This is a genomic window from Streptosporangium sp. NPDC000563, assembly GCF_040299985.1.
Classification (GTDB): domain Bacteria; phylum Actinomycetota; class Actinomycetes; order Streptosporangiales; family Streptosporangiaceae; genus Streptosporangium.
The window spans coordinates 26,123-46,570 of record NZ_JBEPDA010000035.1 but is presented as its reverse complement, the minus strand read 5'-3'; the positions used below and the strand labels follow the sequence as shown (position 1 = coordinate 46,570).

Sequence of the window (20,448 nt, the reverse complement as noted above, 5' to 3'; positions counted from 1 at the left end):
TTCGCCCAAGTGATGAATCAGCGGCACGTCAGGTTGACGGCCAGGGCGGCCACCGCCATGCAGAAGAAGAGGCTCCAGGGGGCGAAGTGGTGGTCGTTGGCCCGTAGGTGTGCCGCGAATGCGCCGAGGAAGTACAGCACGAGCCCGCCGGCGGCGAGCGTGCCCAGGATCGGCACGGCGATTCCGGCCAGCAGCCCCAGCGCCCCGGCGGCCAGCAGCACCCCCAACAGGCGCATCCAGGACCGGGGAACGCCCAACATGTCCGCCTGGCTCTTGGGGTAGTCATGGCCGATGAGGTTGGCGATGGCTGCCATACCGTAGAGCGCCGCAGCGAGAAGTGTGACCGTGAGATAGACCGCGAACATCAAGCTGTTCCCTCTTCCGTGACAACGATCGGCTGGTTGATCGCCTCACGGACGAGACGGCGGCCCGAGGAGTGACGCGTCGCCGTGTGATCTGCGTTACAGCGCGACGCCGGTCAGCTTCTCCGGGTTGCTGACCACGTGGATCACCTCGATTTTCCCCTTCGTCAGGTGGAAGGTGGCCGCCAGCACCGGTGTGCGCCCCGAGTGGATGATGATTCCCGGGCCGTCGTTGACCTGGAAGATCTGCGCCAGCGAGTCGTACGGCCGACGTGCCGACAGGACGACGGCGGCGCGGGCCACACGCTCGCGGCCGTGGATGGCCCTGCGAGGGGCGCCGGTGAATCCGCCACCGTCGCTCACCATGGTCACATCCGGCGCCAATACCTCCATCAGGGCATTCAGGTCGCCGCCAAGGCAGGCCGCCAGAAACCGCTCGCTGGCCTGCCGCCTGGTCGCTTGATCGGTGTCATAGCGTCGGTGCCGCGTCTCCACCGCCTTCCTGGCGCGGAGCGCTATCTGGCGCACTGTCGCGTGTTTGCGCCCGATGAGGTGCGCTATCTCGTGGTGGCCGTACCCGAAGGCCTCGCTGAGCACGAACACCGCGCGTTCCACCGGGGAGAGCATCTCGAGCACCAGCAGCATCGCGGTCGACACCGACTCTTTGAGCAGCACGTTCTGCGCGGCATCCGGATCGGTCAGAAGCGGCTCGGGCAGCCACGATCCCACATAGGACTCCCGCCGCACGCGTGCACTGCGCAGCCGGTCGATCGCCAGCCGGGTGGCCACCCTGACCAGATAGCCTTCGGCGTCCGCGACGGTCGCCACATCGACGCGACTCCAGCGTAACCACGCGTCCTGCACCACATCTTCGGCTTCGGCGACGCTGCCGAGCACCCGGTAGGCCACGGCGTGCAGCAGACCGCGGTGCTCGGCGAATGTCTGCTCGATTGCCAGGGGAAACATCTTGACCCGCTCCGATACGGCTCGCGTGAACCTCGGGTACGCCGTCCGATCGATCGGCACCACCTGAACCTTCGAAATGTGACGACCGCAGCTTGTCGGGGTTGGCGATGATGCGAATCCCGCTGATCCGGCCGTTCGACGTCTCCGGCACCAGCACGCCGACCAGCTTCCCACCGGCCCGGGCCAGCAGTCCCGGTGCGCCGTTCACCTCCGTAGCCGACAGCCGCCCCCCCTCACCGGCGATGTTCAACGACCCCACCAGGTAGCGCCACCTTGGAGACACCGGAGATGGGCCGCCGAGCGGCGCCGACCCTGCCGCCACCGTCCACCCACACGGTCACGTCCTCGGCCTCCTCAGCCGAACCCGGCATCCGATAGGCCAACCCGAACAGCTTCGAACGATGCTGCTCGAACTCCTCAACCGCATCAACTGTCACGCGCACCAGACTCTCAGCCCCCTTACGCGCCCGGTCGCCTGGAGGCCACGACGGGTGCCGCTCGCCCTGCCGCAGCGATCGGGGATGCGTGGAGCGAGTCGTGCGGTTCACCGAGCCGGAGGATGAAACCCGTCCCGGAAAGGCTGAGGAGCCTCTGCGATCGTGACGATCAGTCGATCCTGACCACGTACTTGCCCCGTACCCCGCCCGCCTCCAGCGCCCGGTGTGCCGCCGCCGTCTCCTCCAGCGGGAAGCACCTGTCCACCGCGGGGCGCAGTCCCCCGTCCGCCGCCTGGCGGGCGAGGTCGTCGAAGAGCGCCCGCGTGGGGTTGCCGCTGAAGAAGCGCACCCGGCCGCGTCCGTGTACGGCGCTGGCGGCGATGTAGCCGAGTGAGGCGGCGAGCCGTGTCAGGTCGAAGGAGATGGCGACCATGCGTCCGCCGGGCGTCAGCAGGCGCCGGAAGGACCGCAGGTCGGTGCCCGCGGTGTCGAGGACCACGTCGAACAGGCCCAGTTCCCCCGGCGGGACGGTCCGGTGGTCGATGGCGTGGTGGGCGCCGAGCGTGCGGACGAAGTCGAGGTTGGCGGCGCGGGCCAGGGCCGTGACTTCGGCACCGTATGCCCGTCCGAGCTGGACGGCGGCGTTGCCGACGCCACCTGCTGCCCCCCGTACGAGCAGTCGTTCGCCGGGGCGCAGCCTCGCCTTGTCGCGCAGCGCCGTGATGGCCGTGGTCGCGACCGGCAGCGCGGCGGCTGCCACCAGATCCAGTCCGTCCGGGACCCGGCCGAGCCGCTCGGCCCGGACCGCCACGTACTCGGCGGCGCTGCCGAATCCGGTACGGCCCACGACGCCCCACACCCGGTCGCCGACCGCGACGCCCGTGGCGTCGGCGCCGAGCGCGGCGACCTCGCCGGTGAAGTCCAGCCCGACGCGTTGCGGGAACTTCTGTCCGGTGAAGAGACGGAGGCGGCCGGAACGGGCCGCCAGTTCGCCGCCGTTGACGCTGAACGCGCGCACCCGCACGAGTACCTCGCCGGGTGCCGGTTCGGGGCGTGGTACCCGGCCCACGTACAACACCTCGGGGCCGCCGAAGCGGTCGAAAAGCACTGCTCTCATCGTGCGGTCGTCCATTGTTCTCACCTTCGTCACCAGCGGCCGTGCGGGGGGCTGGCCCCGAGCGTAGGCTCTTAACCGGACGACACCGTCCGTTTAGGCCGGAGGTGAGAGACAGTGGTGGAGGAATCCTCTCGGATCGGGGGCCCGGGGCTGCGGGCCGACGCCCGGCGCAACCGGGGACGCATCCTCGTCGCCGCCCGTGCGGTCTTCGCCGAGCACGGGATCGACGCGCCCATGGCGGCCGTGGCGCGACGGGCCGGGGTCGGCGTCGCGACGCTGTACCGGCGTTTTCCGACCCGGGACGACCTGGTGCGGGCCGCGTTCGCGCAGCAGATGGAGACCTGCGCCCGAGCGCTCACCGAGGCGCTGGCCGACCCCGACCCCTGGCGGGGCTTCCAGCGGCTGGTCGAGACGGCCTGCGAGCTTCAGCGGGAGGAACAGGGGTTCTCGGCCGCGTTCGTCGCGGCCTTCCCGGACAGCACGGTGGAACACGCGCAGGCCCGGGAACGGGCCGAGCGGGACCTGATGACCCTGGTCCGCAGAGCCCAGGCAGCGGGCGCGCTGCGGGCCGACTTCCACCCCTCCGACCTCGCCGTGGCCCTGCTGTCCCATTGCGGGCTGGTCACCGCGCTGCCGCGTGACGGTGCCGCGTCTCGGCGCCTGGTGGCGTACCTGCTCCAGTCGTTCCGTGCCGAGGCGGCTCACGGGGCCCTGCCTCCGCCGAGTGCCCTGTCGCTGCGCGGTCTCCCGCTCGCGGCCGACGGCTCCCGGAGACAGCGGCCCTCCAAGAACTGACGCGAGGCGCCTGCGGCTTCGGGGCGAAGTGATCAGCGAGCCGGTGGGGCGGACGCGCGCAGTGCCGCGGCGAGCCATTCGTACGGGAACCGCTCCGTTGGCGCGTTGTTCACGGCGGTGACCAGCGCCATGTACCGGTCGAGCGGCCCCTCCGGCTCCGGTGGCGTGCGGTCCCACTCCGCGGCCACCAGCATGTGGTCGGCCGTCTGGATCCGGAACTCGGGCGTGTCCGGCATCCCGGGGCTGTCCGGTGTCGCGAAAATGCCGGTCAGCCACCCGATCCATCGATCGGCGATCTCCAGCCCTCGCGGCGAGTCCGGCGGCACCCGCTCCCGCGCCGCGTCCATCGCCGCCTGGCCGATCGGCGTGGCCGCCTCCAGGCTGTCCAGCATCGGCGACGAGGTCATCAGCGGTCCGGCCCCGGTGGTGCACACCTCGTGCAGCTCACGGCGCACGGCCTTCCGGGCCTCGGCGTCCCGGACCATCTCGGCCAGCTCGATCCACGCCTCCAGCTGGGCCGCGCTGGGATGTTCTGGCAGCTCAGGCCGGACCGCCCGCCACCACTCGACCATCCGCTCCGGCGGCTCCCAGCCGGTGGAGACCTCCGTCCAGAACTCGTCGATCAGCCGGTCGCGCTCCTCGTCCGGCATGCCGACGAGCTTGTGCATCAGCGTGACCTGCTCGGCCGTGGAGTCCTGTCGCAGGATGGTCGACAACACCGCGCGACGGCTGCGCAGCCGTGCCTCCTGCCGTGCCAGCAGGGCCAGGTGGGTGGCGGCCAGCTCGCGCAGCGTCGCCTCGCCGGCCAGCACCCGCCGGATCTCGTCCAGGCCGGCGTCGAGTTCCCGTAGCGTCCGGACCAGTTCCAGCCGGGCGATGGCCGACACGTCGTACAGGCGGTGGCCGGCCGACGTGCCAGCGGTCGGCGTGACGACACCGGCGTCCGCGTAGTACCGGACGGCGCTGACGCTCAGGCCGGTCCGCCGGGCGACATCCCCGATGGCATACAGCTCGTTCGTGTCCACGACGCCCACTATGCGACCTCAAGCGGCTTGAGATGCAAGCTCCCGATGCCGCGTTCCTGAACCGAGTCGAAGATCCCTGCTGAACCGGGGTCATAGGCGGATCGTCTTCGCCTACCTCGCTTCGGCGCATGCCTTCGCCTCGGCCAGATACCGCGACACCGGGCCCAGGGTCAGCATCCCGCTGGCGGCGCCGGCCTGTTCCGCGCGGGCACCGCTCAGGGCCGCCGCGGCGTGCGCGGCGATTTCGCGCTCGCCGAGGTGTACGGCGGCGCGGGCGGTCAGGCACCACATGGCCTCCTGCATGTGGTCACGCGGCGGTTCGGGCACCGCGGCGAGGGCGGTACGGGCCTGCTCGCCCCGGTCCTGGGCGAGCAGCACGAGGGGGCGTGCCCAGGGCCGGTACGGACCCCAGTCGAGGTGCGGGTCAACGGGCGCGGGCCGGTCGTGCAGCAGGCGCAGCCCCAGCAGGGCGAGCGGGAACAGGCCGCGGTGCAGCCCCGGCATTCCGGCCGCAAGGAGGGCGTCCTCGCAGGCGCGGTAGTGCGCTGCGGCCGTGGCGGCGCTCGGCCCACCGGGTTCGGTGCTGCGGGCGGCCGTGGCCCGGGCACTGAACCACCGGGTGAGGACGGCGACGAGGGGCGCCTCCGTGGTGGCGGCGAGCTGTTCGGCGGCCTCGGCGTGGGCGGTCGCGGCGTCGAGATCACCGAGGGCCGAGGCGGATTGCAGGCGGATGAGCCGGCCGAGTACGGCGAAGTCCGGCAGCTCGTGCCGGGTGGCCAGGTCGAGGATCTCGGCGCCGATCCCGTCTCGTACCGTCGCGAGTCCGGGGCGGGTGAAGGACTGCAGGAAGACCCCGTTGAGCGCGAACGCCAGCAGGGCCGGATCGGCCAGGTCCCGTGCCAGCGCCTCGGCCCGCAGCGCCGCCTGGTGCGCGCGTCTCAGCTCGGCCCCGGACAGATCGGCGCTGCGGCTCTCGACGGCGATCGTGGCCAGCAGGCGGCCCGACAGGTCGGGGGGACCGTCGGGGCCGAGTGCGGTGAGGGTGCGCTCGGCGGCCGTGACGACGGCGCGGGACTGTTCGGGGTCGTCGGCCCGGCTCCAGATGGCGGGCACGTCGTAGGCGCCGATGATCCGGGCGGTCAGAAAGAGGTCTCCCGTGCGTTCCGCCGCCTGGATGGCGGCGAGGCGGTCGCGCCGCGAGTGGATGAGGGCGTCGCCACCCGCCAGTGCGAGGGTGCGGGCCAGATTCACGGTGGTGCGCGGGCCGAGCCGGGCACCGGGACCGGTCCACGCGGTGCGCGCGCCTTCGAGGAGCGCGGATCCGCGGAGGATGTCCGTCTCCAGGCGCTGAAGATCGGCACCGGGGTCCAGTCCGAGTTGGTCGACGAGCATCGTGCGGGCGCGGCGGAGTGCGGCCAGCGCGTCGGCCTGGCGGCCCGCGCGGTACAGCGCGCGGGCGAGGAGCCCCCAGGCCGGCTCGCGCCACGGATGTTCGGCGACGTGAGCACCCAGTTCGGCGACGAGATCGGCCCCTTCCCCGGAGTCGAGGAGGATGCGGGCGCGCAGTTCCACCCCCTCCAACCTCAGTTCCTCCAGCCGGGTCCGCTCGCGCCGCACCCATGGGGAGCCGGGCACATCGGCGTAGGCGGGTCCGCGCCAGGCCGCGAGCGCCGCGTCGAGGTCGGCCACCGCGTCGGGGGTGCGGCGGGCGCGGGCCAGGGCGTCCTGGAACCGGTGGACGTCCACCTCCTCGCGTGACAGGCGCAGCGCGTAGCCGGGACCTTCGGTGACGATCACGCGCGGCGGGCTGCGCGGCGGCCGGTCGGGTTCGAGGGCGCGGCGCAACGCGGCGACGAACGTCCGCAAAGCGCCCACGGCGCGGGCCGGTGGATCGGTCCACAGATCGTCGACGAGGGTGTCGGTGGTCACCATCCGCCCCTCGGCGGCGACGAGCCTGGCGAGCACCTCACGATGGCGAGGCCCGCCCAGGTCGGCCGGGCTGCCGTCGTCGCGGAGCGCCCGCACGGCGCCGAGCACGTCGATTCGCATGCCCCCATCCTTCCTGCCGGGGGTCGGCCGCGCCCAACCGCACTGATCGGCTGCTGATCGCCGTCGCCCAGGCTGATCGGGTCAGTTCCCCACCAGAAAAGGACGGCCCCTCATGACGCTCACCATTCCCGGCTTCGATCACATTCGCCTGCCCGGCGCGGACGGCGTTGAGCTGGCCACCGCTGTCGGCGGCAGCGGCAGCCCGGTCGTGCTGTTGCACGGTTTCCCTCAGACCCACCTGATGTGGCGACACGTCGCCGAGCGACTCGCCGACGAGCACACGGTGATCTGTCCTGACCTTCGAGGCTACGGCGCCAGCGACAAGCCGGCGGCCACCGACCCCGACGTGTACGCCAAGCGCGCCATGGCCGCCGACGTCGTGACCCTGGCGGCGGCGCTCGGGCACGAGCGTTTCGCCCTCGTCGGCCACGACCGGGGCGCCCTGGTCGCCTTCCGGACGGGGTTGGACCATCCTGAGACCATCACGCACCTGGGCATCCTCGACATCGTGCCGACGCTCGACATGTGGAACGTCCTGCACGGCGTCTCGGCGGCGGTCGGCTACCACCTTTTCCTGATGGCGCAGCCGCCGGGCCTGCCGGAGACGATGATCGCAGGCAGCGCGGACGCGTTCTTCGGTTCCTTCCTCGACGCCTGGGCCAACGACCCGGCCGCCATGCCGGAGGATGTGCGTGCCGAATACCTGCGGGCGAGCGCCGCGGCGGTGCCGTCGATCGTCGCGGACTACCGGGCCTCGGCGGGCATCGACGTCCTGCACGACCAGGCGGACCTGGACGCCGGGTCGCAGCTGGCCATGCCCGTGACGGTCGTCCAGCAGGACTGGGGTGCGCGGCTGGGCTACGACGCCGCCGGCGTGTGGAAGGCATGGGCGCCGGACCTGGACCACCGGCTGACCCGGGCGGGGCACTTCATGGCCGAAGAGGCACCCGACGAGATCGCGGCGGTGATCCGGGGCCTGCTGGCCCGCTGACCCTCCTGTTCTCGGCTCGTCCGCACGGGTGGATCCGATCGGGGTGCCTGAGCGGCGACCGCCCCGTGACCGATTCAATGTCCCAAATGGTTGATGTCAGAGGAAGGAACCACGCGATGAGCACCCAGGACGTCTTCCCGCTGAAGCCCGTTGCGATCCACGTGTCCGACGAGGCCCTCGATGACCTGCGCGCCCGTCTCGCATTGACCCGTCCGCCGCTGGACGAGGGGAACGAGGACTGGTCCTACGGCGTCCCCGACGGCTATCTCCGTGACTTGGTCGCCTACTGGCGGGACGGCTACGACTGGCGCAAGGCCGAGGCCGCCATCAACGTCCACGACCACTACCAAGTGAGCGTCGACGGTGTCCCGGTGCACTTCATGCGCAAGGCCGGCCGCGGCCCCCGTCCGATCCCGCTGATCCTCACCCACGGCTGGCCGTGGACGTTCTGGCACTGGTCGAAGGTGATCGATCCGCTCGCCGACCCGGCCGCGTTCGGCGGTGACCCCGCCGACGCCTTCGACGTCATCGTGCCGTCTCTGCCCGGCTTCGGTTTCCCCGGCCCGCTCACCGGCTTTCCCGACGTCAACTTCTGGAAGGTCTCCGACCTCTGGCACACCCTGATGACCGAGACCCTGGGGTATGAGAAGTACGCCGCCGGAGGCTGCGACATCGGCGGAATCGTCACCAGCCAGCTCGGCCACAAGTACGCCGACGAGCTGTACGGCATCCACATCGGCTCCGGGCTGCCGCTCGGCTTCTTCACCGGCCCCCGGGCCTGGAACTTCGCCCGGAACCAGCCTCTCACCGACGACCAGCCCGCGGACATCCGCGCCCGCATCATCGAGCTGGACCATCGCTGGGCGTCCCACCTCGCCGTGCACATGCTCGACGGCGCCACCCTGGCCCACGGGCTGAGCGACTCCCCCGCCGGACTGCTCGCCTGGCTGCTGGAGCGCTGGAACGCCTGGAGCGACAACGGCGGCGACGTCGAAACCGTCTTCACCAGGGACGACCTGCTCACCCACGCCACGATCTACTGGGTGAACAACTCCATCGCCACGTCGATGCGCTACTACGCCAACGCCAACCGCTACCCCTGGGCCCCCGCCCACGACCGCACCCCGGTCGTGCAGGCCCCGGTCGGCCTCACCTTCGTCACGTACGAGAACCCTCCCGGCATCCACACCGCCGCCGAGCGCGTCCAGGCGTTCAAGAGCGGCCCGCAGGGCGACTGGTTCAACCACGTCAACGTCAACGCCCACGACCAAGGCGGCCACTTCATCCCCTGGGAGAACCCCGACGCCTGGGTGAACGACCTGCGCCGCACCTTCCACGGCCGCAGACCCTGAACGACCTTCGCGGGCTCCTGTGGCGACGGGCCGCCGGCCGGCACAGTCCACGGGAGCCGCTCCCGCCTCGACCGGCGTCGGCTTCGTAGGCATGTCCGGCGCGGAGCGCCGGACATGCCTACGGGTGAACCGCCGGACCGCCCATCCGCGTATCTCCGGACATGAGGTGTGCGCCCCAGGCAGCGACGGCCGATGACATGATCCACGGTCCCGGTCTTCTCGGCGGGCTACCCGCCTGACAGGATGTCGTTCGTGACCCCTCCGGCGTCGGCGCTGCGCGTGCCGCGAGCCGTCGTCTTCGCGACGATGTGCCTCGTGGTCTCCGCGGGCGGCCACGCCCTGGCCGGGGGTGGCCTGATCCCCCCGCACCTGGCCGTTCTCGGCGCGTTGATCGCTTTTTGCGTGGCGTACGCGCTGAACGGGCGTGAACGCGGGGTGGAGGTCGTGCTCGGCGCGACCATCGGCGCGCAGATCCTGCTGCACGAGCTGTTCGGCCGTGCCGCGCCCGCCTCGCACGTGATGTCGCCCGCCGAGCACGGCCATTCCGGGCTGGGCATGACGGTGGTCCATCTGGTGGTGGCGCTGGGCACCGGCTGGTGGCTGCACCGGGGTGAGAGCGCGCTGTGGCTGATGATCCGCCTGTACGGCGGGCCCAGGCCGCTGATCCGGCTGCTGTTCGCCGTCCCCGTCGAGGTGGCGGCACCGGTGTGGCGGGCCGTCCCGGCCGCGGAGGTTCGGCCGTACGGCGGCTGGGAGATCTCACCGGTGCTGCGGCGGCGCGGTCCGCCCGTGCCGCGACACGCCGGCTGAGGGACCTCGGAAGAAAGGGTCCGGCGGGCGGCGTGCCCCCGTGACCATGATGTCCTCCTCTCTTGTGTTTCGCCGGAGGCGTCTCTTCCGTTCTCGTCGGCCCGTATCGAGGGCGCGACGAAAGGTCCTTTTTCGGAGCCCACCATGGCATCCCTGCCGCGATCCGTCCGCACGACCGTTGTCACCACACTGTGCTGCGCCCTGTTCGTCCTGCTCAGCACCCCATTCGCCCCCGCCGCACTCGCCCACGACCGCCTCAAGAGCAGCTCCCCGGCCAAGGGTGCCAAGGTCTCGGCGGTCGAGCGGATCAAGTTGGAGTTCAGCTCCCGGATGCGCTTCCCCACGGTCGCGTTGCGCACGGCGGGCGATGTGGTCATCGACATCGGCAAGGCGAAGGGCGCGGGCGACACGGTCACCTCCGACGTTCCCGAGCCGCTGCCCGCAGGCAGATATGTGATCGCCTGGCGGGTGGTCTCCTCCGACGGTCACCCGATCGAAGGGGAGATCCCCTTCACCGTGACCGCCCCGGCAACCCCGTCTGCCATCCCCTCCCGCACGCCGATGTCGGAGTCGGACACCTCCGCCGTTCCTTCGGCGGACGCGCAGCCCTCCTCGCCCGCCCCGACATCTCCTACCTCCGCCGTGGCCGACGCCCCCGTTTCCGCGGCCGACGACCGGCAGGCTTCCGAGGGACTGCCGGGCTGGACCTGGATCGCGCTGGTCGCGCTCACACTGATCGGCGCGGGCACCTGGTCGCTGATCTCGCGCCGGGGCCGTCCCGGCGGCGGCGCGGAGTGATCCACTGAGCACGCCCGCGCACCCGACGCTCCGCCTAGCCCGCGCCGCGGTCTTCGCCGTGGTGTGCCTGGGGCTGGGCGCGCTCGCCCATATCGTGGGCGGCGGCGTCGTCTCCGCGCCGGCGGCGGCGGGAGCTCTGGCGCTGGCGTTCCTGACGGCGCTGCCCGCGACCGGCACCGAGCGCGGCCTGGCGGTGATCTGGCCGCTGCTGGCGGCCACGCAGGTGGCGCTGCACCTGCTCTTCTCCGCCGTTCACCTCATCACGCCACTGGCCGAGACCGGCGGACACGCGCATTCCGGTTCTGGGCTGGTGCCCGGCCTGGGCATGGTGGCGACACACGCCTGGGCCGCAGCGCTGGCCGCTTGGTGGCTGGCGCGCGGCGAGGCCGCGCTCTGGGCGGTGCTGCGCCGCCTCGCCGTCCGGGTTTTACGGTTGCTGACAGTCCGGTGCGACCGGACTGCAGAACCCGCCCGCCCCTGGCTCACCGCCTCCCCCGCACCGCCGCTGCTGCGCTCGGCGCTGTTGCGGTACGCGCTCAGCGGACGCGCCCCGCCGCTGTCGATCCGTAGCTGAACCGCTCCCCCATCACGGACCGACCTTCGTTCGAAGGCGGTTCCGTCTCCTCACGATGCCCTCCCGGGCGGACCCGTGTCCGTTCGGCCGCCGTCGTGCCCGAATTCACAGGCCGTACCCCTCACCGCAGGCCGGAGCAGGCCCATGCCCATCCCCCTTCTCGCCGCGAACACGAAACCCGATCGGTCCGGCCACGCGCCCCGATCCCGCTTCCGCGTTCCGCCTCGGCATTCGCGCTGTCCGGCCGCCCTCTTCCCGATCCCTGTCGTGGCCGGCCCCTCCGGGGCCGCGCCTTCGACCCGTGTATCCGTTCTGCACCGTGACCCGAGGAACGATCACCATGATTTCCGCCACGTGCGATCAACCCACTGCCGACCACGACGTCACCACGTGTCCCGATGACGATTTGACGCTGCTCGCGCTGACCGCGCGCTCGGGAGCGCCCGCGGACGTCGAGGCCTTCACCCGCGCGGTCTACACCGAGGTCCGCAGGTTCGTCGCCCATCTGGCCGGGAGCGCGCCGGCCGAAGACCTGACCCAGGAGACGTTCGTACGCGTCCTGCGCAGCCTGCCCCACTTCGCGGGCCGCTCCTCGGCCAGGACCTGGTTGCTGTCCATCGCCCGGCGGGTCGTCGTCGACCGGTTCCGGTCCGCGTCCCGCCGCCCCGTAGTCGCCGATCTCGTCGACTGGCAGGGCGTCGCCGAACGCCGTCAACCCGTCGGGCTACCAGGCTGCGAGGATCAGGTGGCTCTGGCCGACCTGCTGGCCAAGGTGCCCCGCGAGCGGCGGGAGGCGTTCGTGCTCACCCAGGTCGTCGGCGTGCCCTACGCCGAGGCCGCCCTGCTGATCGGCTGCCCGATCGGCACGGTGCGCTCCCGGGTGGCGCGAGCCCGAACCCAGCTCATCGAGTCCTTGGAAGCCGCCGACCGAGCCGCCTGAGTCCCGCTTCACAGAGCTTCGAAGGCCGGCAGGAGGGTGTGAAGGTTCAGCTGCGCCGGCGCGGCGGCGACGAGGCGGGCCGGGCCCGCGGCGGTGGCCAGGTCGACCTCGACGTTGATGGGTGACGAAGGCAGCGCCGCGGATCGTTTTCGGCTCGTCTAGAGGTTGTTCGCGGTGAGCCAGGCCAGACAGGCGTCGGCCACCTCACGCCAGCCGTGGTCGATGGTCAGGGAGTGGCCGCGGTCGGGGAAATCCTGGAAGTCGGTGATCGCGGTGGAGTCCCGGTACTGCTTGAGGGTCGCTTTGGTGACGGTCTCGGGGACGGTGTGGTCCTTGCCACCGGCGATCAGGAGCAGCGGTCCCCGGGAGTTGTTGCCGGTGTCGACCTTGGCGGGCGAATGAGGGGAGAAGTTGGCGGCGGCGGCCTCGAACAGCGGTTTGCCCGGGGCGGGGATGGTCCAGCGTTCGTACAGTTCGGCGGCTTCCTGAGGCGGGATGGCGTTGCCGAACGCGTAGGTGAACTGGTCGAGGGTGAGGGAGACCGCCCGGTGCTTGTTGGCCGGGTTCTTGAACACCGGCAGGGTCGAGCGCAGCGCCGACAGCGGCAGCGGCAGCACCCCCTTGATCTGCGCGGCGTCGATCGCGATCGCGGCTCTGGCCAGGTTCTGCCCGAGCAGCTTCTCGGCGATCATGCCGCCGAAGGAGTGGCCGATCAGGATCGGCTTGACGCCCAGAGCGTTGATGATCTCTGTGTAGTGGGCGACGACGTCGTCGATGCCATGGTCGGCGATGCTCTCGGGGTTCTTGCGGGACAGTTCGACGCTTTCGCCGTCGCCCGGCCAGCCAGGGGCCGTCGCGTCGTAGCCGACGGTCGTGAACAGCTCGATCCAGGAGGACCAGGAGGTGGCGTGCAGCCAGAGGCCGTGGATGAAGATGACGGGAACGGTCGGTGCGGTCATGGGGTGTGGCTCCTTGGGAACAGGGCTGTTATGCCGGATGGGTGTGCTTGACCGCCCCGGTCGTGGTCGTGGTCGCGGCGGTGCGGATGTGGTCGGCCACGGCTGCCGGTCGCGACAGCGCGATCGCGTGTGACGCGTCGACCTCGATGGTGTCGGCCCCGGCGCGCCGGGCCATGAAACGCTGGGCGGCGGGATGGATCGCCTGATCGGCGGTCGCCACGACGTACCAGGACGGGAGAATCTTCCAGCTCGCGTCGGGAGAGCTGTCCTCGAACGCCGTAGCCGCGATGGGGCGTTGCGCGGCGGCCGCCACCGAGGTGAAGGGCCCGGGCAGGTCGGCGGCGAACACCGCGGGAAACCGCTCGTCCTTGAGGAACAACTCCACGGTCTCCTCCCCGTCGGCTGCGCGCAAGACGGCCGGCCGCAGCGCCGGGCCCAGCAGGCTGCCGGGGAAGTGGCCCGTGACGTCCAGCAGGCTCTCCCCCGCCTCCAGCGCGAAGGCGGTCACGTAGACCAGCCCGACCACGTTGCCCGGTCGTGTTCCGGCCCAGGTGATGACCGCACCGCCGTAGGAGTGGCCCACCAGCAGGACCGGACCGTCGATCGCGGCGACGACGCCGGTGAGGTAGGCGGCGTCGGTGGCCAGGCCGCGCAGCGGGTTGGCCACCGCGGTCACGGGTATCCCGGAATCCTGAAGTTCGGCGATCACGCCCGACCAGCTCGACCCGTCCGCGAAGGCGCCGTGGACCAGGACGACGGTCGGCGTGCTGCCGTTCTTGAAGGATCTCTCTGCTGTCATGGCCTCACCGTAGGAAGTCCCGTGCGCGCCTCGCGAGCGTCACATGACTGTGTCACCGAGCGTCACCCGAGCAGGCGGTGAGGTGGGGCCGATACACGTAGCGCTGTGCTCAGAGCCGATCGTGAGGTGACCCCCAGCTTGGGGAAGATCCTGTAGAGGTGGGAGCTGACGGTTCGGTGAGACAGGTAGAGCTTCTCGCCGATCTCCCGGTTCGTCAGGCCGTCGGCCGCCATCTGGGCGATCTGGAGTTCCTGCGGGGTCAGCACGTCGCGCGCTTCGCTGCTGCGACTGTGGCTGCTCTCGCCCGAGGCCCTCAGCTCCTGGCGCGCTCGTTCGCTCCAGGGGATCACTCCCAAGGCGTCGAACGTCTCGCGAGCCATCCGCAAGGGCGCCCGCGACTCGGCCGTACGCCGCCGACGCCGCAGCCATTCCCCGTACGCCAGCTGCACCCGGGCCCGCACGAAGGGCCATCGCCGCAGGTCGGCGCCGAGCGCGGCATCGAAGAAGGGTCCTGCCACCGCCTCGTCGGCCAGCACGGCCCGCGCGTGGCGCAGGTCGGCGTGCAGGGACGGCGACGGTGTGGTGAGCGCCACCGTCTCCATTTCCCGGAGGATGCCGGCGACCGCGTGGTTCTGGCCGCTGTGCGCCGCGGCGTCTGCGAGTTCGGCGATGGAAAAGCAGCGTAGCGCCAGGTGGAAGGCCGGATCGGCGGGGTCGTGCATTCTTCGCAGCTGGTCGAAGGCGTCGGCGTAACGTCCTTCGCCCAGCGCGGCGAGCCCGCGCGCGAGCTGTACCGTGGCCAGTACGGGGCGGGCTCCGATGGGCAGGGCCACCTGCTCGGCCGCCGCCGCGAGGCTCTCCACCCGATCCTGTTCGCCGCGTAGCGCGGCGAGCACCGCGCCCGAGGCCTGAGCGATGGCGTGCATCAGCGGCTGGGATGTCTCGTGCGCCAGACGGGCGGCCTCCTCGGCAGCGGGAATGGCCACGCTCAGATCGGCCAGCCGGGCCGCGCTCCATGCCTGTGCCCCGAGGTCTCGTGCCAGGAGGCTGAGCCGGCCCTGTGCGCGCAGGGCCGGTAGCGACGCGGCGCAAAACTTCTCTGACAGGTCGAATGCCCCCACCATCAACGCCGAACTGCCGAGCAGTCCTGCCACCGGCCTGCCGTCGGCCGGGTGGGCGGCCAGGTGGCGTAATCGCTCGATCACGACCTTGCCACGCTCGATGGGAGCCGCGAACGCCAAGACCGTCAGCAACCGCCCGTCCATATCGTCGACGGGCAGGCCCTCGGCCACGGTGACGACGCGTTGCCGTGACTCCTCGTCGGCATGAGCCCAGAAACATCGCAAGGCCGCACTGGACAGGAGTTTCAGCGCGAGATCGACGTCTCCCTGCGCCGCCATGCTCTCGGCGAGGTCGGCCAGTGAGTGCGCTGCCTCGCTGTCGTCACGGATGCCGTCCTCGAAGTTCTCACGGATCCACACGATACGGGCCCGCTGCCGGGCCGAAGGCCGCAGCCGCTCGCCTTCGCCCAGCAGCCGCACGACGATGTCGCGCCGTCCCATCTCAGCCGCGTACTCGGCGGCCCGCACAAGCCGTTCACACCGGTGAGCGGGATTCTCGCTGAGCCTGACCGCGTGCTCCAGCGCCGCGACGGCCGACAACAGGTCGCCTCGGCGTCGCACGCCTTTGGCCGCGGTCTCCAGCTCGGCGGCGATGCTCTCATCCGGTCTGGGGGTGGATGCCGCGCGGTGCCAGAGGCGACGGTCGGGCCGGCCGATGAGGACGTCGGCCAGGGCGGCGTGCACCGCGTGCCTCTGGGAGATGCTCGCCCCCTGGTAGATCGCCGAGCGCATGAGCGGGTGCCGGAAGGACACCCCGGCTTCGTGCACGTCGATCAGCCGTACGCTGACAGCGGGAGCCAGATCGTCTGCCGTGACCGCTACAGCGGTGATCAGCGCAGTGGCGTCGAGGGTCTCGGAAAGAGCGGTGCTGTCGTTGAGCGCGGCCACCAGCAGCAAGGTCCGAAGGGTCGGCGACAATCCCGACATGCGGGCGGTGAAAGCCTGCTCCAGCCGGGTGGTCAGCGGGAGCCATCCCGGCGGCAGGGGCCCCTTCCCGTCCCGCGTGTCCGAGGCGATCGGCAGTTCGACGAGGGCCAACGGATTTCCCGCCGCCTCCCGCAGCAACCGTGCGCGCACCGTCGGCGCCAGGGCGGGGCTGTGGGCGTCCAGCAGGGCGGTCGCGGCGGTGTCGTCGAGCCGATCGAGGAGCAACTCCTGCAGCCCCACCCTGTCGAGAGGACTCTGGAAACCGTCGCGTATCGCGGCCAACAGCACGATCGGTTCGGAGTCCAGCCGCCGCGCGACGAACGCGAGCACGTCGGCGCTGGCACGGTCCAGCCAGTGAGCGTCCTCGACGAGGAACAGGACGGGCGAGCGGACGGCGGCCTCGCCCAGGAGATTCAGCGCAGCCAGGGCGATGAGGAACGGGTCCGGCACCCGGGCGTCGGTCAAGCCGAACGCCGCTCCCAGCGCGTCGCGCTGCGGAGCGGGCAGTTTTCCGATCTCGGCACGAAGCGGAAGCAGGACCTGATGCAGGCCGGCGAAGGGCATGTGTGTCTCTGATTCCACACCGGCCGTCCGCAGGACGCGCATGCCACGCGCGGCCGCGATCTCCGCCGTGTCCAGCAACAGGGCCGACTTTCCGATCCCCGCCTCGCCACGCACCAGCAACGCCCCGCCGCTGGTGTGGACGCCGTCCACGAACTCGCGGAGACGCCGCTGTTCGGACTCTCGCCCGAAAAGTGATCTTCCTGGCGGGTTCGCTGGCATATATGGCCATGATTGCCTGCGCCAGAGGTCCCGTCCAGCGAGCCCACTGTCAGGCCCGTTGACAGGTCGCTTCTGACCGGGCCGGTCTTGCGCAGCGGCGAAATCCGCCGGGGCGGCGTTCCTGCGGTCGGATATCGCGCTTTCTTCGGAAACGCGGGTCATGAGGATTCCGGCCTTTCACTGATGCGTTCAGTGCTGCGGGTGTCCGTGTTCTGGGCGGCTCGCATGCGGCGGCCGCGATCTGTGCTGCGGCGAGGGCTCCCAGGCCGGCGGGAAGAACATGGCCTGGCCTCCCGCGCGAGGGCGGACGTCGTCAGGCGGCGGCCTCACGGATGAGGTCGGCGACCACGGCGGGCTGGGAGACGTGGACGGCATGGCTGCCGATGACCTCGACGACCTTCGCCCCGGCACGCTCGGCCATCCTGTGCTGAGCCGGCGGCGGGATCATCCGGTCCTCGGTCGCGATGAGGTACCAGCTGGGCCTGTGCCGCCAGGCCGGTTCGGTGACCGGCCCGCCGAAAGCGTCCACGCCCCACGGGACCTGGGAGTCCGCCATGAACGCGGCCACCCGGCCGGGCAGGTCGGCGGCGAACGCGGCGGCGAACCTGTCACGGTCGAGGAGGAGAAAGCCCTCCACCGCGGGCAGGATGGGCGGCGCCGGCGCGCCAGGGGGTGCGGCGGCGATGAGGGTGCCGACCGACTCACCCCTGTCGGGGGCGAACGCGGCGACGTACACCAGCGACGTGACGTTGGGGTGGGTGCCGGCCTCGCTGATGACGACCCCGCCGTAGGAGTGGCCGACCAGGACGGCTGGACCATCGAGGCCGTCCAACACCCGGCGGGTCACCGCGGCGTCGTCCTCCAGCGACAGCGTCGGGTTCTGCACGACGTGGACGCGGAGTCCATCCCTGGTCAGCTCGTCGTGGACGCCCCGCCAGCCGGATCCGTCCACGAAGCCCCCGTGCACGAGCACGATGTTCCCGACAGCGGTCATGGTCGCTCCTGACCTGGACGGACAGGCCCGGCGCCTGTCCCTGACGCTCTCCATCCAAGTCGCGCGCGCGTGGTCAGGCCACGCAGAACAGGACGCAGAAGTGGCGCGGAAACCGTCAGGGCGCGGCGGTCGCCAGGCTCCGGCAGCGGCCGCTCGCCTCGGCGTCGCCGACGGCCTGGTACACCTCGGCCGCCCGCGCGTAGGCACGGCGGCTCTCCCCGATCCGGTCCTCCTCGGCCAGCAGGGCCGCCAGTGTCTCCAGGGAGCGGGCCTGCGGGACAGGCAACTGCCCCTGCTCCATGAGGCTGATCGCCTCGGTGAGCTTGAGGATCGCCTCGGCCCGGCGGCCGAGCAGTCCCAGACAGTCGCCGACGCGGGCCAGCGCGATCGGCCGGATGATCGCCACGACGCTCGGCGTCACCCCCGAGCGGTCGTCGTTCAGCAGAGCCAGCAGGCCGAGGTAGCGCTCCAGTGCCTCGGCGTGGTGCCCGGCGTCGCGCAGGCAGGTGCCGATGGCGCCGAGAGAGTGGCAGTACCGGTCCATGTCGCCGTTGGACCTGTGTAACTCCGCCGCCCGGGTTTCCGACGCGATGGCCTCGTCGAGGCGCCCGAGCCGCCGAAGCGCGCCCCCCGCATGGTGGTGGGCCAAGGCGATCTGGATCGAGGCACCGCTGCGGGTCGCCAGGTCCATCGCCTGGGCCGTGTAGCGCAGTGTGGCCTCCGGGTCGTCTCGCGACAGCAGATGAGCCCAGGCCAGCATGTTCAGCTGCACCGCCTGCCTGGCAGGGTCGCCCAGGGCGGCGGCGGCCTCGGCACCGAGGGTGAACACCTCGTACCAGAGCGGCGCGTGCATCCACCGGTCGGAGAACCAGTCCATCGACTCGGCGCAGTCGAGGACGACGTCGAACCGGCCGATGCTCGTCGCGTGACGTAACGCGCCCAGCCAGTTGTCCGCGTTCACGCGCAGCCAGTGGTCGGCCTTCTCCGCGGAGGACAGCTCGGCGGCGTCGGGGGCGGCTTGGCCGGGATCGCCGTATCCGGGCTCGAACCACCGCCCGGCGGTCGTGGCCGTCGACAGCAGCCACGACGTCAGCGTCACGGTGAGCGCGTCACACTCGGCCGTGGTCTCCTCCTTGCGAAGCCGGTCGCGGGCGAACAGCCGGACCAGGTCGTGGAAGCGGTAGCGTCCCGACGTGTTGTCCTGCAGCAGGCCGAGGTCGACGAGTTCGTCGAGGGCGTTCCATGCCTCCTCGATCGATGTGCCGCCCGCCACGGCGGCCAGAGCGGCGTCGAAGTCACGGCCAGGAACCAGGGCGAGGCGGCGGAAGAGGCGTCGCGTCGAGATGGCCAGCTGCTCGTAGGACAACCCGAACGCGGTGGCGATCTTGAGGTCGCCGGCGCTGAGCTGGTCCAGGCGGCGCTCCTCGTTCGTCAGCCGGGCGGCGAGATCGGCGGCGTTCCAGCCTGGCCGGCTGACCAGCCGATTTCCGGCGATCCGCAGCGCGAGCGGCAGACCACCGCACAACTGCGCGAGCCGCCCGACGGCCGATTCTTCGTCCGGGGCGCCGCGATCTTTCAGGATTCCGGTCAGCAGCATGGTGGCTTCCAGCGGGGGCAAGGGCCCGAGGGCGAGTCTGCGCACTCCTTCCAGACCGGCCAGCAGGCGACGGCTGGTCACCAGGGCCTTTCCCGCACCACCGCCCGGCAGCAGCGGCCGGACCTGCTCCTCGGAGGCGGCGTTGTCGAGCACGATCAGCGCGCGCCGGTCGCGCAGCAGGGAGCGGTACAGGGACGCACGCTCGGCGACGTCGCCCGGGATCTGCTGATCCGCGATGCCGAGTGCGCGAAGGAGCATGCCCAAGGCATCGTCGACGGGTAAGGGCTGCGGAGACATACCGAACAGGTCGAGGAAGAACACCCCGCGGGGGAAATCCGGCCGCAGGACGTGCCCGGCGCGGACGGCCAACGTGGTCTTGCCCAGCCCGGCGGAACCGGTGATGAGCCCGACCCCCGCCGCGCCCGGCGCGTCCCCGGCGCGTAGGAGTTCGCTCGTCCAGGCCAGTCCCGCGGCTCGACCGGTGAAGTCGCCGACGGAGCGCGGCAGCTCGCACAACCCGGTCGGCCGGGCCCAGCGATCACGCAGGCGGCCCTCACGCGCCAGCTCGACGAGCTGGTCGCGGTCGGCGTCGTCCAGGCCGAGAGCGTCGGCCAGCGCGGTGACGGTCCGATGCTGGGAACCCTTGCTGCGTCCGCGTTCCATGTCCGACAACGTCCGGGCGCTGACCCCGGAGGCCTCGGCGAGCTGCTCCAGTGTCAGACGTACCGCGTGCCGATGACGACGCAGCACCTCCGCGAAGCTGGGTGTGGTGATCGGGTGCTCCTTCTCCGCGACCTGGTGGAGATGCCCCAAAGCCTATGGGAAGACCGGTGACAGCCACAGGTCACCGCATGATCGAGGGTGAGACGCCGCTTCGTGCGCCTTCGGCCTGGAACAAGACCCGCAGTCACGTGGCGCTCGGTGACGCAGTCAGGTGACGCTCGCGCGGCCGGCGAGCCGGTTTCTACGGTTTGCCCCATGAACACCCAGTGCTCCATCGCTCCTTGAGCGGCGACGCCGAGGCTCTCGGCGAACCGTGCGCGACGTCCCGG

At 71.3% G+C, this 20,448-nt stretch carries 18 protein-coding genes; 7 read left to right on the top strand and 11 right to left on the bottom strand.

The window, feature by feature from the left end; all coding sequences use genetic code 11:
• Window positions 1–17: 17 nt before the first annotated feature.
• From ABT352_RS38280 to ABT352_RS38265, 4 genes are all read right to left on the bottom strand, one after another.
• Complete coding sequence (locus tag ABT352_RS38280; RefSeq protein ID WP_350949945.1) at window positions 18–365, bottom strand: DoxX family protein; 348 nt, start codon at window positions 363–365, stop codon at window positions 18–20.
• 96 nt (window positions 366–461) lie between these two features.
• On the bottom strand, window positions 462–1,388 hold the full coding sequence (sigJ, locus tag ABT352_RS38275; RefSeq protein ID WP_350949944.1) for an RNA polymerase sigma factor SigJ: 927 nt from the start codon (window positions 1,386–1,388) through the stop codon (window positions 462–464).
• A gap of 173 nt (window positions 1,389–1,561) precedes the next feature.
• The gene (locus tag ABT352_RS38270) at window positions 1,562–1,765 is read right to left on the bottom strand and encodes a hypothetical protein (RefSeq protein ID WP_350949943.1); all 204 of its coding nucleotides are present in this window, start codon (window positions 1,763–1,765) and stop codon (window positions 1,562–1,564) included.
• 169 nt (window positions 1,766–1,934) lie between these two features.
• On the bottom strand, window positions 1,935–2,882 hold the full coding sequence (locus tag ABT352_RS38265; protein ID WP_350949942.1) for an NAD(P)-dependent alcohol dehydrogenase: 948 nt from the start codon (window positions 2,880–2,882) through the stop codon (window positions 1,935–1,937).
• A 117-nt stretch (window positions 2,883–2,999) separates the two neighbouring features.
• On the opposite strand from ABT352_RS38265, the gene ABT352_RS38260 reads away from it, so the two are divergent.
• Window positions 3,000–3,677: a TetR/AcrR family transcriptional regulator gene (locus tag ABT352_RS38260; protein WP_350949941.1), complete on the top strand. Its 678-nt coding sequence runs from the start codon at window positions 3,000–3,002 to the stop codon at window positions 3,675–3,677.
• A gap of 32 nt (window positions 3,678–3,709) precedes the next feature.
• Here the strand turns inward: ABT352_RS38260 and ABT352_RS38255 are convergent, their stop codons facing one another.
• Complete coding sequence (locus tag ABT352_RS38255; RefSeq protein WP_350949940.1) at window positions 3,710–4,702, bottom strand: MerR family transcriptional regulator; 993 nt, start codon at window positions 4,700–4,702, stop codon at window positions 3,710–3,712.
• A gap of 111 nt (window positions 4,703–4,813) precedes the next feature.
• Complete coding sequence (locus ABT352_RS38250; protein ID WP_350949939.1) at window positions 4,814–6,751, bottom strand: AfsR/SARP family transcriptional regulator; 1,938 nt, start codon at window positions 6,749–6,751, stop codon at window positions 4,814–4,816.
• A 112-nt stretch (window positions 6,752–6,863) separates the two neighbouring features.
• Between ABT352_RS38250 and ABT352_RS38245 the strand changes: the two genes are divergently transcribed.
• The 6 genes from ABT352_RS38245 to ABT352_RS38220 all read left to right on the top strand — a co-directional run bounded on the left by ABT352_RS38245 (window position 6,864) and on the right by ABT352_RS38220 (window position 12,216).
• The gene (locus ABT352_RS38245; protein ID WP_350949938.1) at window positions 6,864–7,742 is read left to right on the top strand and encodes an alpha/beta fold hydrolase; all 879 of its coding nucleotides are present in this window, start codon (window positions 6,864–6,866) and stop codon (window positions 7,740–7,742) included.
• Between the two features lie 116 nt (window positions 7,743–7,858).
• Window positions 7,859–9,094, top strand: a complete 1,236-nt coding sequence (locus ABT352_RS38240) for an epoxide hydrolase family protein (RefSeq protein ID WP_350949937.1) — start codon at window positions 7,859–7,861, stop codon at window positions 9,092–9,094.
• A 252-nt stretch (window positions 9,095–9,346) separates the two neighbouring features.
• Window positions 9,347–9,904, top strand: coding sequence for a hypothetical protein (locus tag ABT352_RS38235; RefSeq protein ID WP_350949936.1), 558 nt, complete (start codon window positions 9,347–9,349; stop codon window positions 9,902–9,904).
• A 144-nt stretch (window positions 9,905–10,048) separates the two neighbouring features.
• Window positions 10,049–10,702, top strand: coding sequence for a copper resistance CopC family protein (locus tag ABT352_RS38230; protein WP_350949935.1), 654 nt, complete (start codon window positions 10,049–10,051; stop codon window positions 10,700–10,702).
• A gap of 58 nt (window positions 10,703–10,760) precedes the next feature.
• A complete protein-coding gene (locus ABT352_RS38225) occupies window positions 10,761–11,276 on the top strand; it encodes an MFS transporter (RefSeq protein WP_350949934.1) in 516 nt (171 codons plus the stop codon).
• A 340-nt stretch (window positions 11,277–11,616) separates the two neighbouring features.
• Window positions 11,617–12,216 (top strand): sigma-70 family RNA polymerase sigma factor, encoded by a 600-nt coding sequence (locus ABT352_RS38220; protein ID WP_350949933.1) that lies wholly within the window; start codon window positions 11,617–11,619, stop codon window positions 12,214–12,216.
• 158 nt (window positions 12,217–12,374) lie between these two features.
• On the opposite strand, the gene ABT352_RS38215 is transcribed toward ABT352_RS38220, so the two are convergent.
• From ABT352_RS38215 to ABT352_RS38195, 5 genes are all read right to left on the bottom strand, one after another.
• Window positions 12,375–13,175: an alpha/beta hydrolase gene (locus tag ABT352_RS38215; RefSeq protein ID WP_350949932.1), complete on the bottom strand. Its 801-nt coding sequence runs from the start codon at window positions 13,173–13,175 to the stop codon at window positions 12,375–12,377.
• Between the two features lie 28 nt (window positions 13,176–13,203).
• The gene (locus ABT352_RS38210) at window positions 13,204–13,974 is read right to left on the bottom strand and encodes an alpha/beta fold hydrolase (protein ID WP_350949931.1); all 771 of its coding nucleotides are present in this window, start codon (window positions 13,972–13,974) and stop codon (window positions 13,204–13,206) included.
• A gap of 62 nt (window positions 13,975–14,036) precedes the next feature.
• On the bottom strand, window positions 14,037–16,805 hold the full coding sequence (locus ABT352_RS38205) for a helix-turn-helix transcriptional regulator (RefSeq protein ID WP_350949930.1): 2,769 nt from the start codon (window positions 16,803–16,805) through the stop codon (window positions 14,037–14,039).
• A 313-nt stretch (window positions 16,806–17,118) separates the two neighbouring features.
• On the bottom strand, window positions 17,119–17,799 hold the full coding sequence (locus ABT352_RS38200) for an alpha/beta fold hydrolase (RefSeq protein ID WP_350949929.1): 681 nt from the start codon (window positions 17,797–17,799) through the stop codon (window positions 17,119–17,121).
• Between the two features lie 115 nt (window positions 17,800–17,914).
• Entirely contained in the window at window positions 17,915–20,209 is a 2,295-nt protein-coding gene (locus tag ABT352_RS38195; protein WP_350949928.1) for an ATP-binding protein, read from the bottom strand.
• Window positions 20,210–20,448 lie beyond the last annotated feature (239 nt).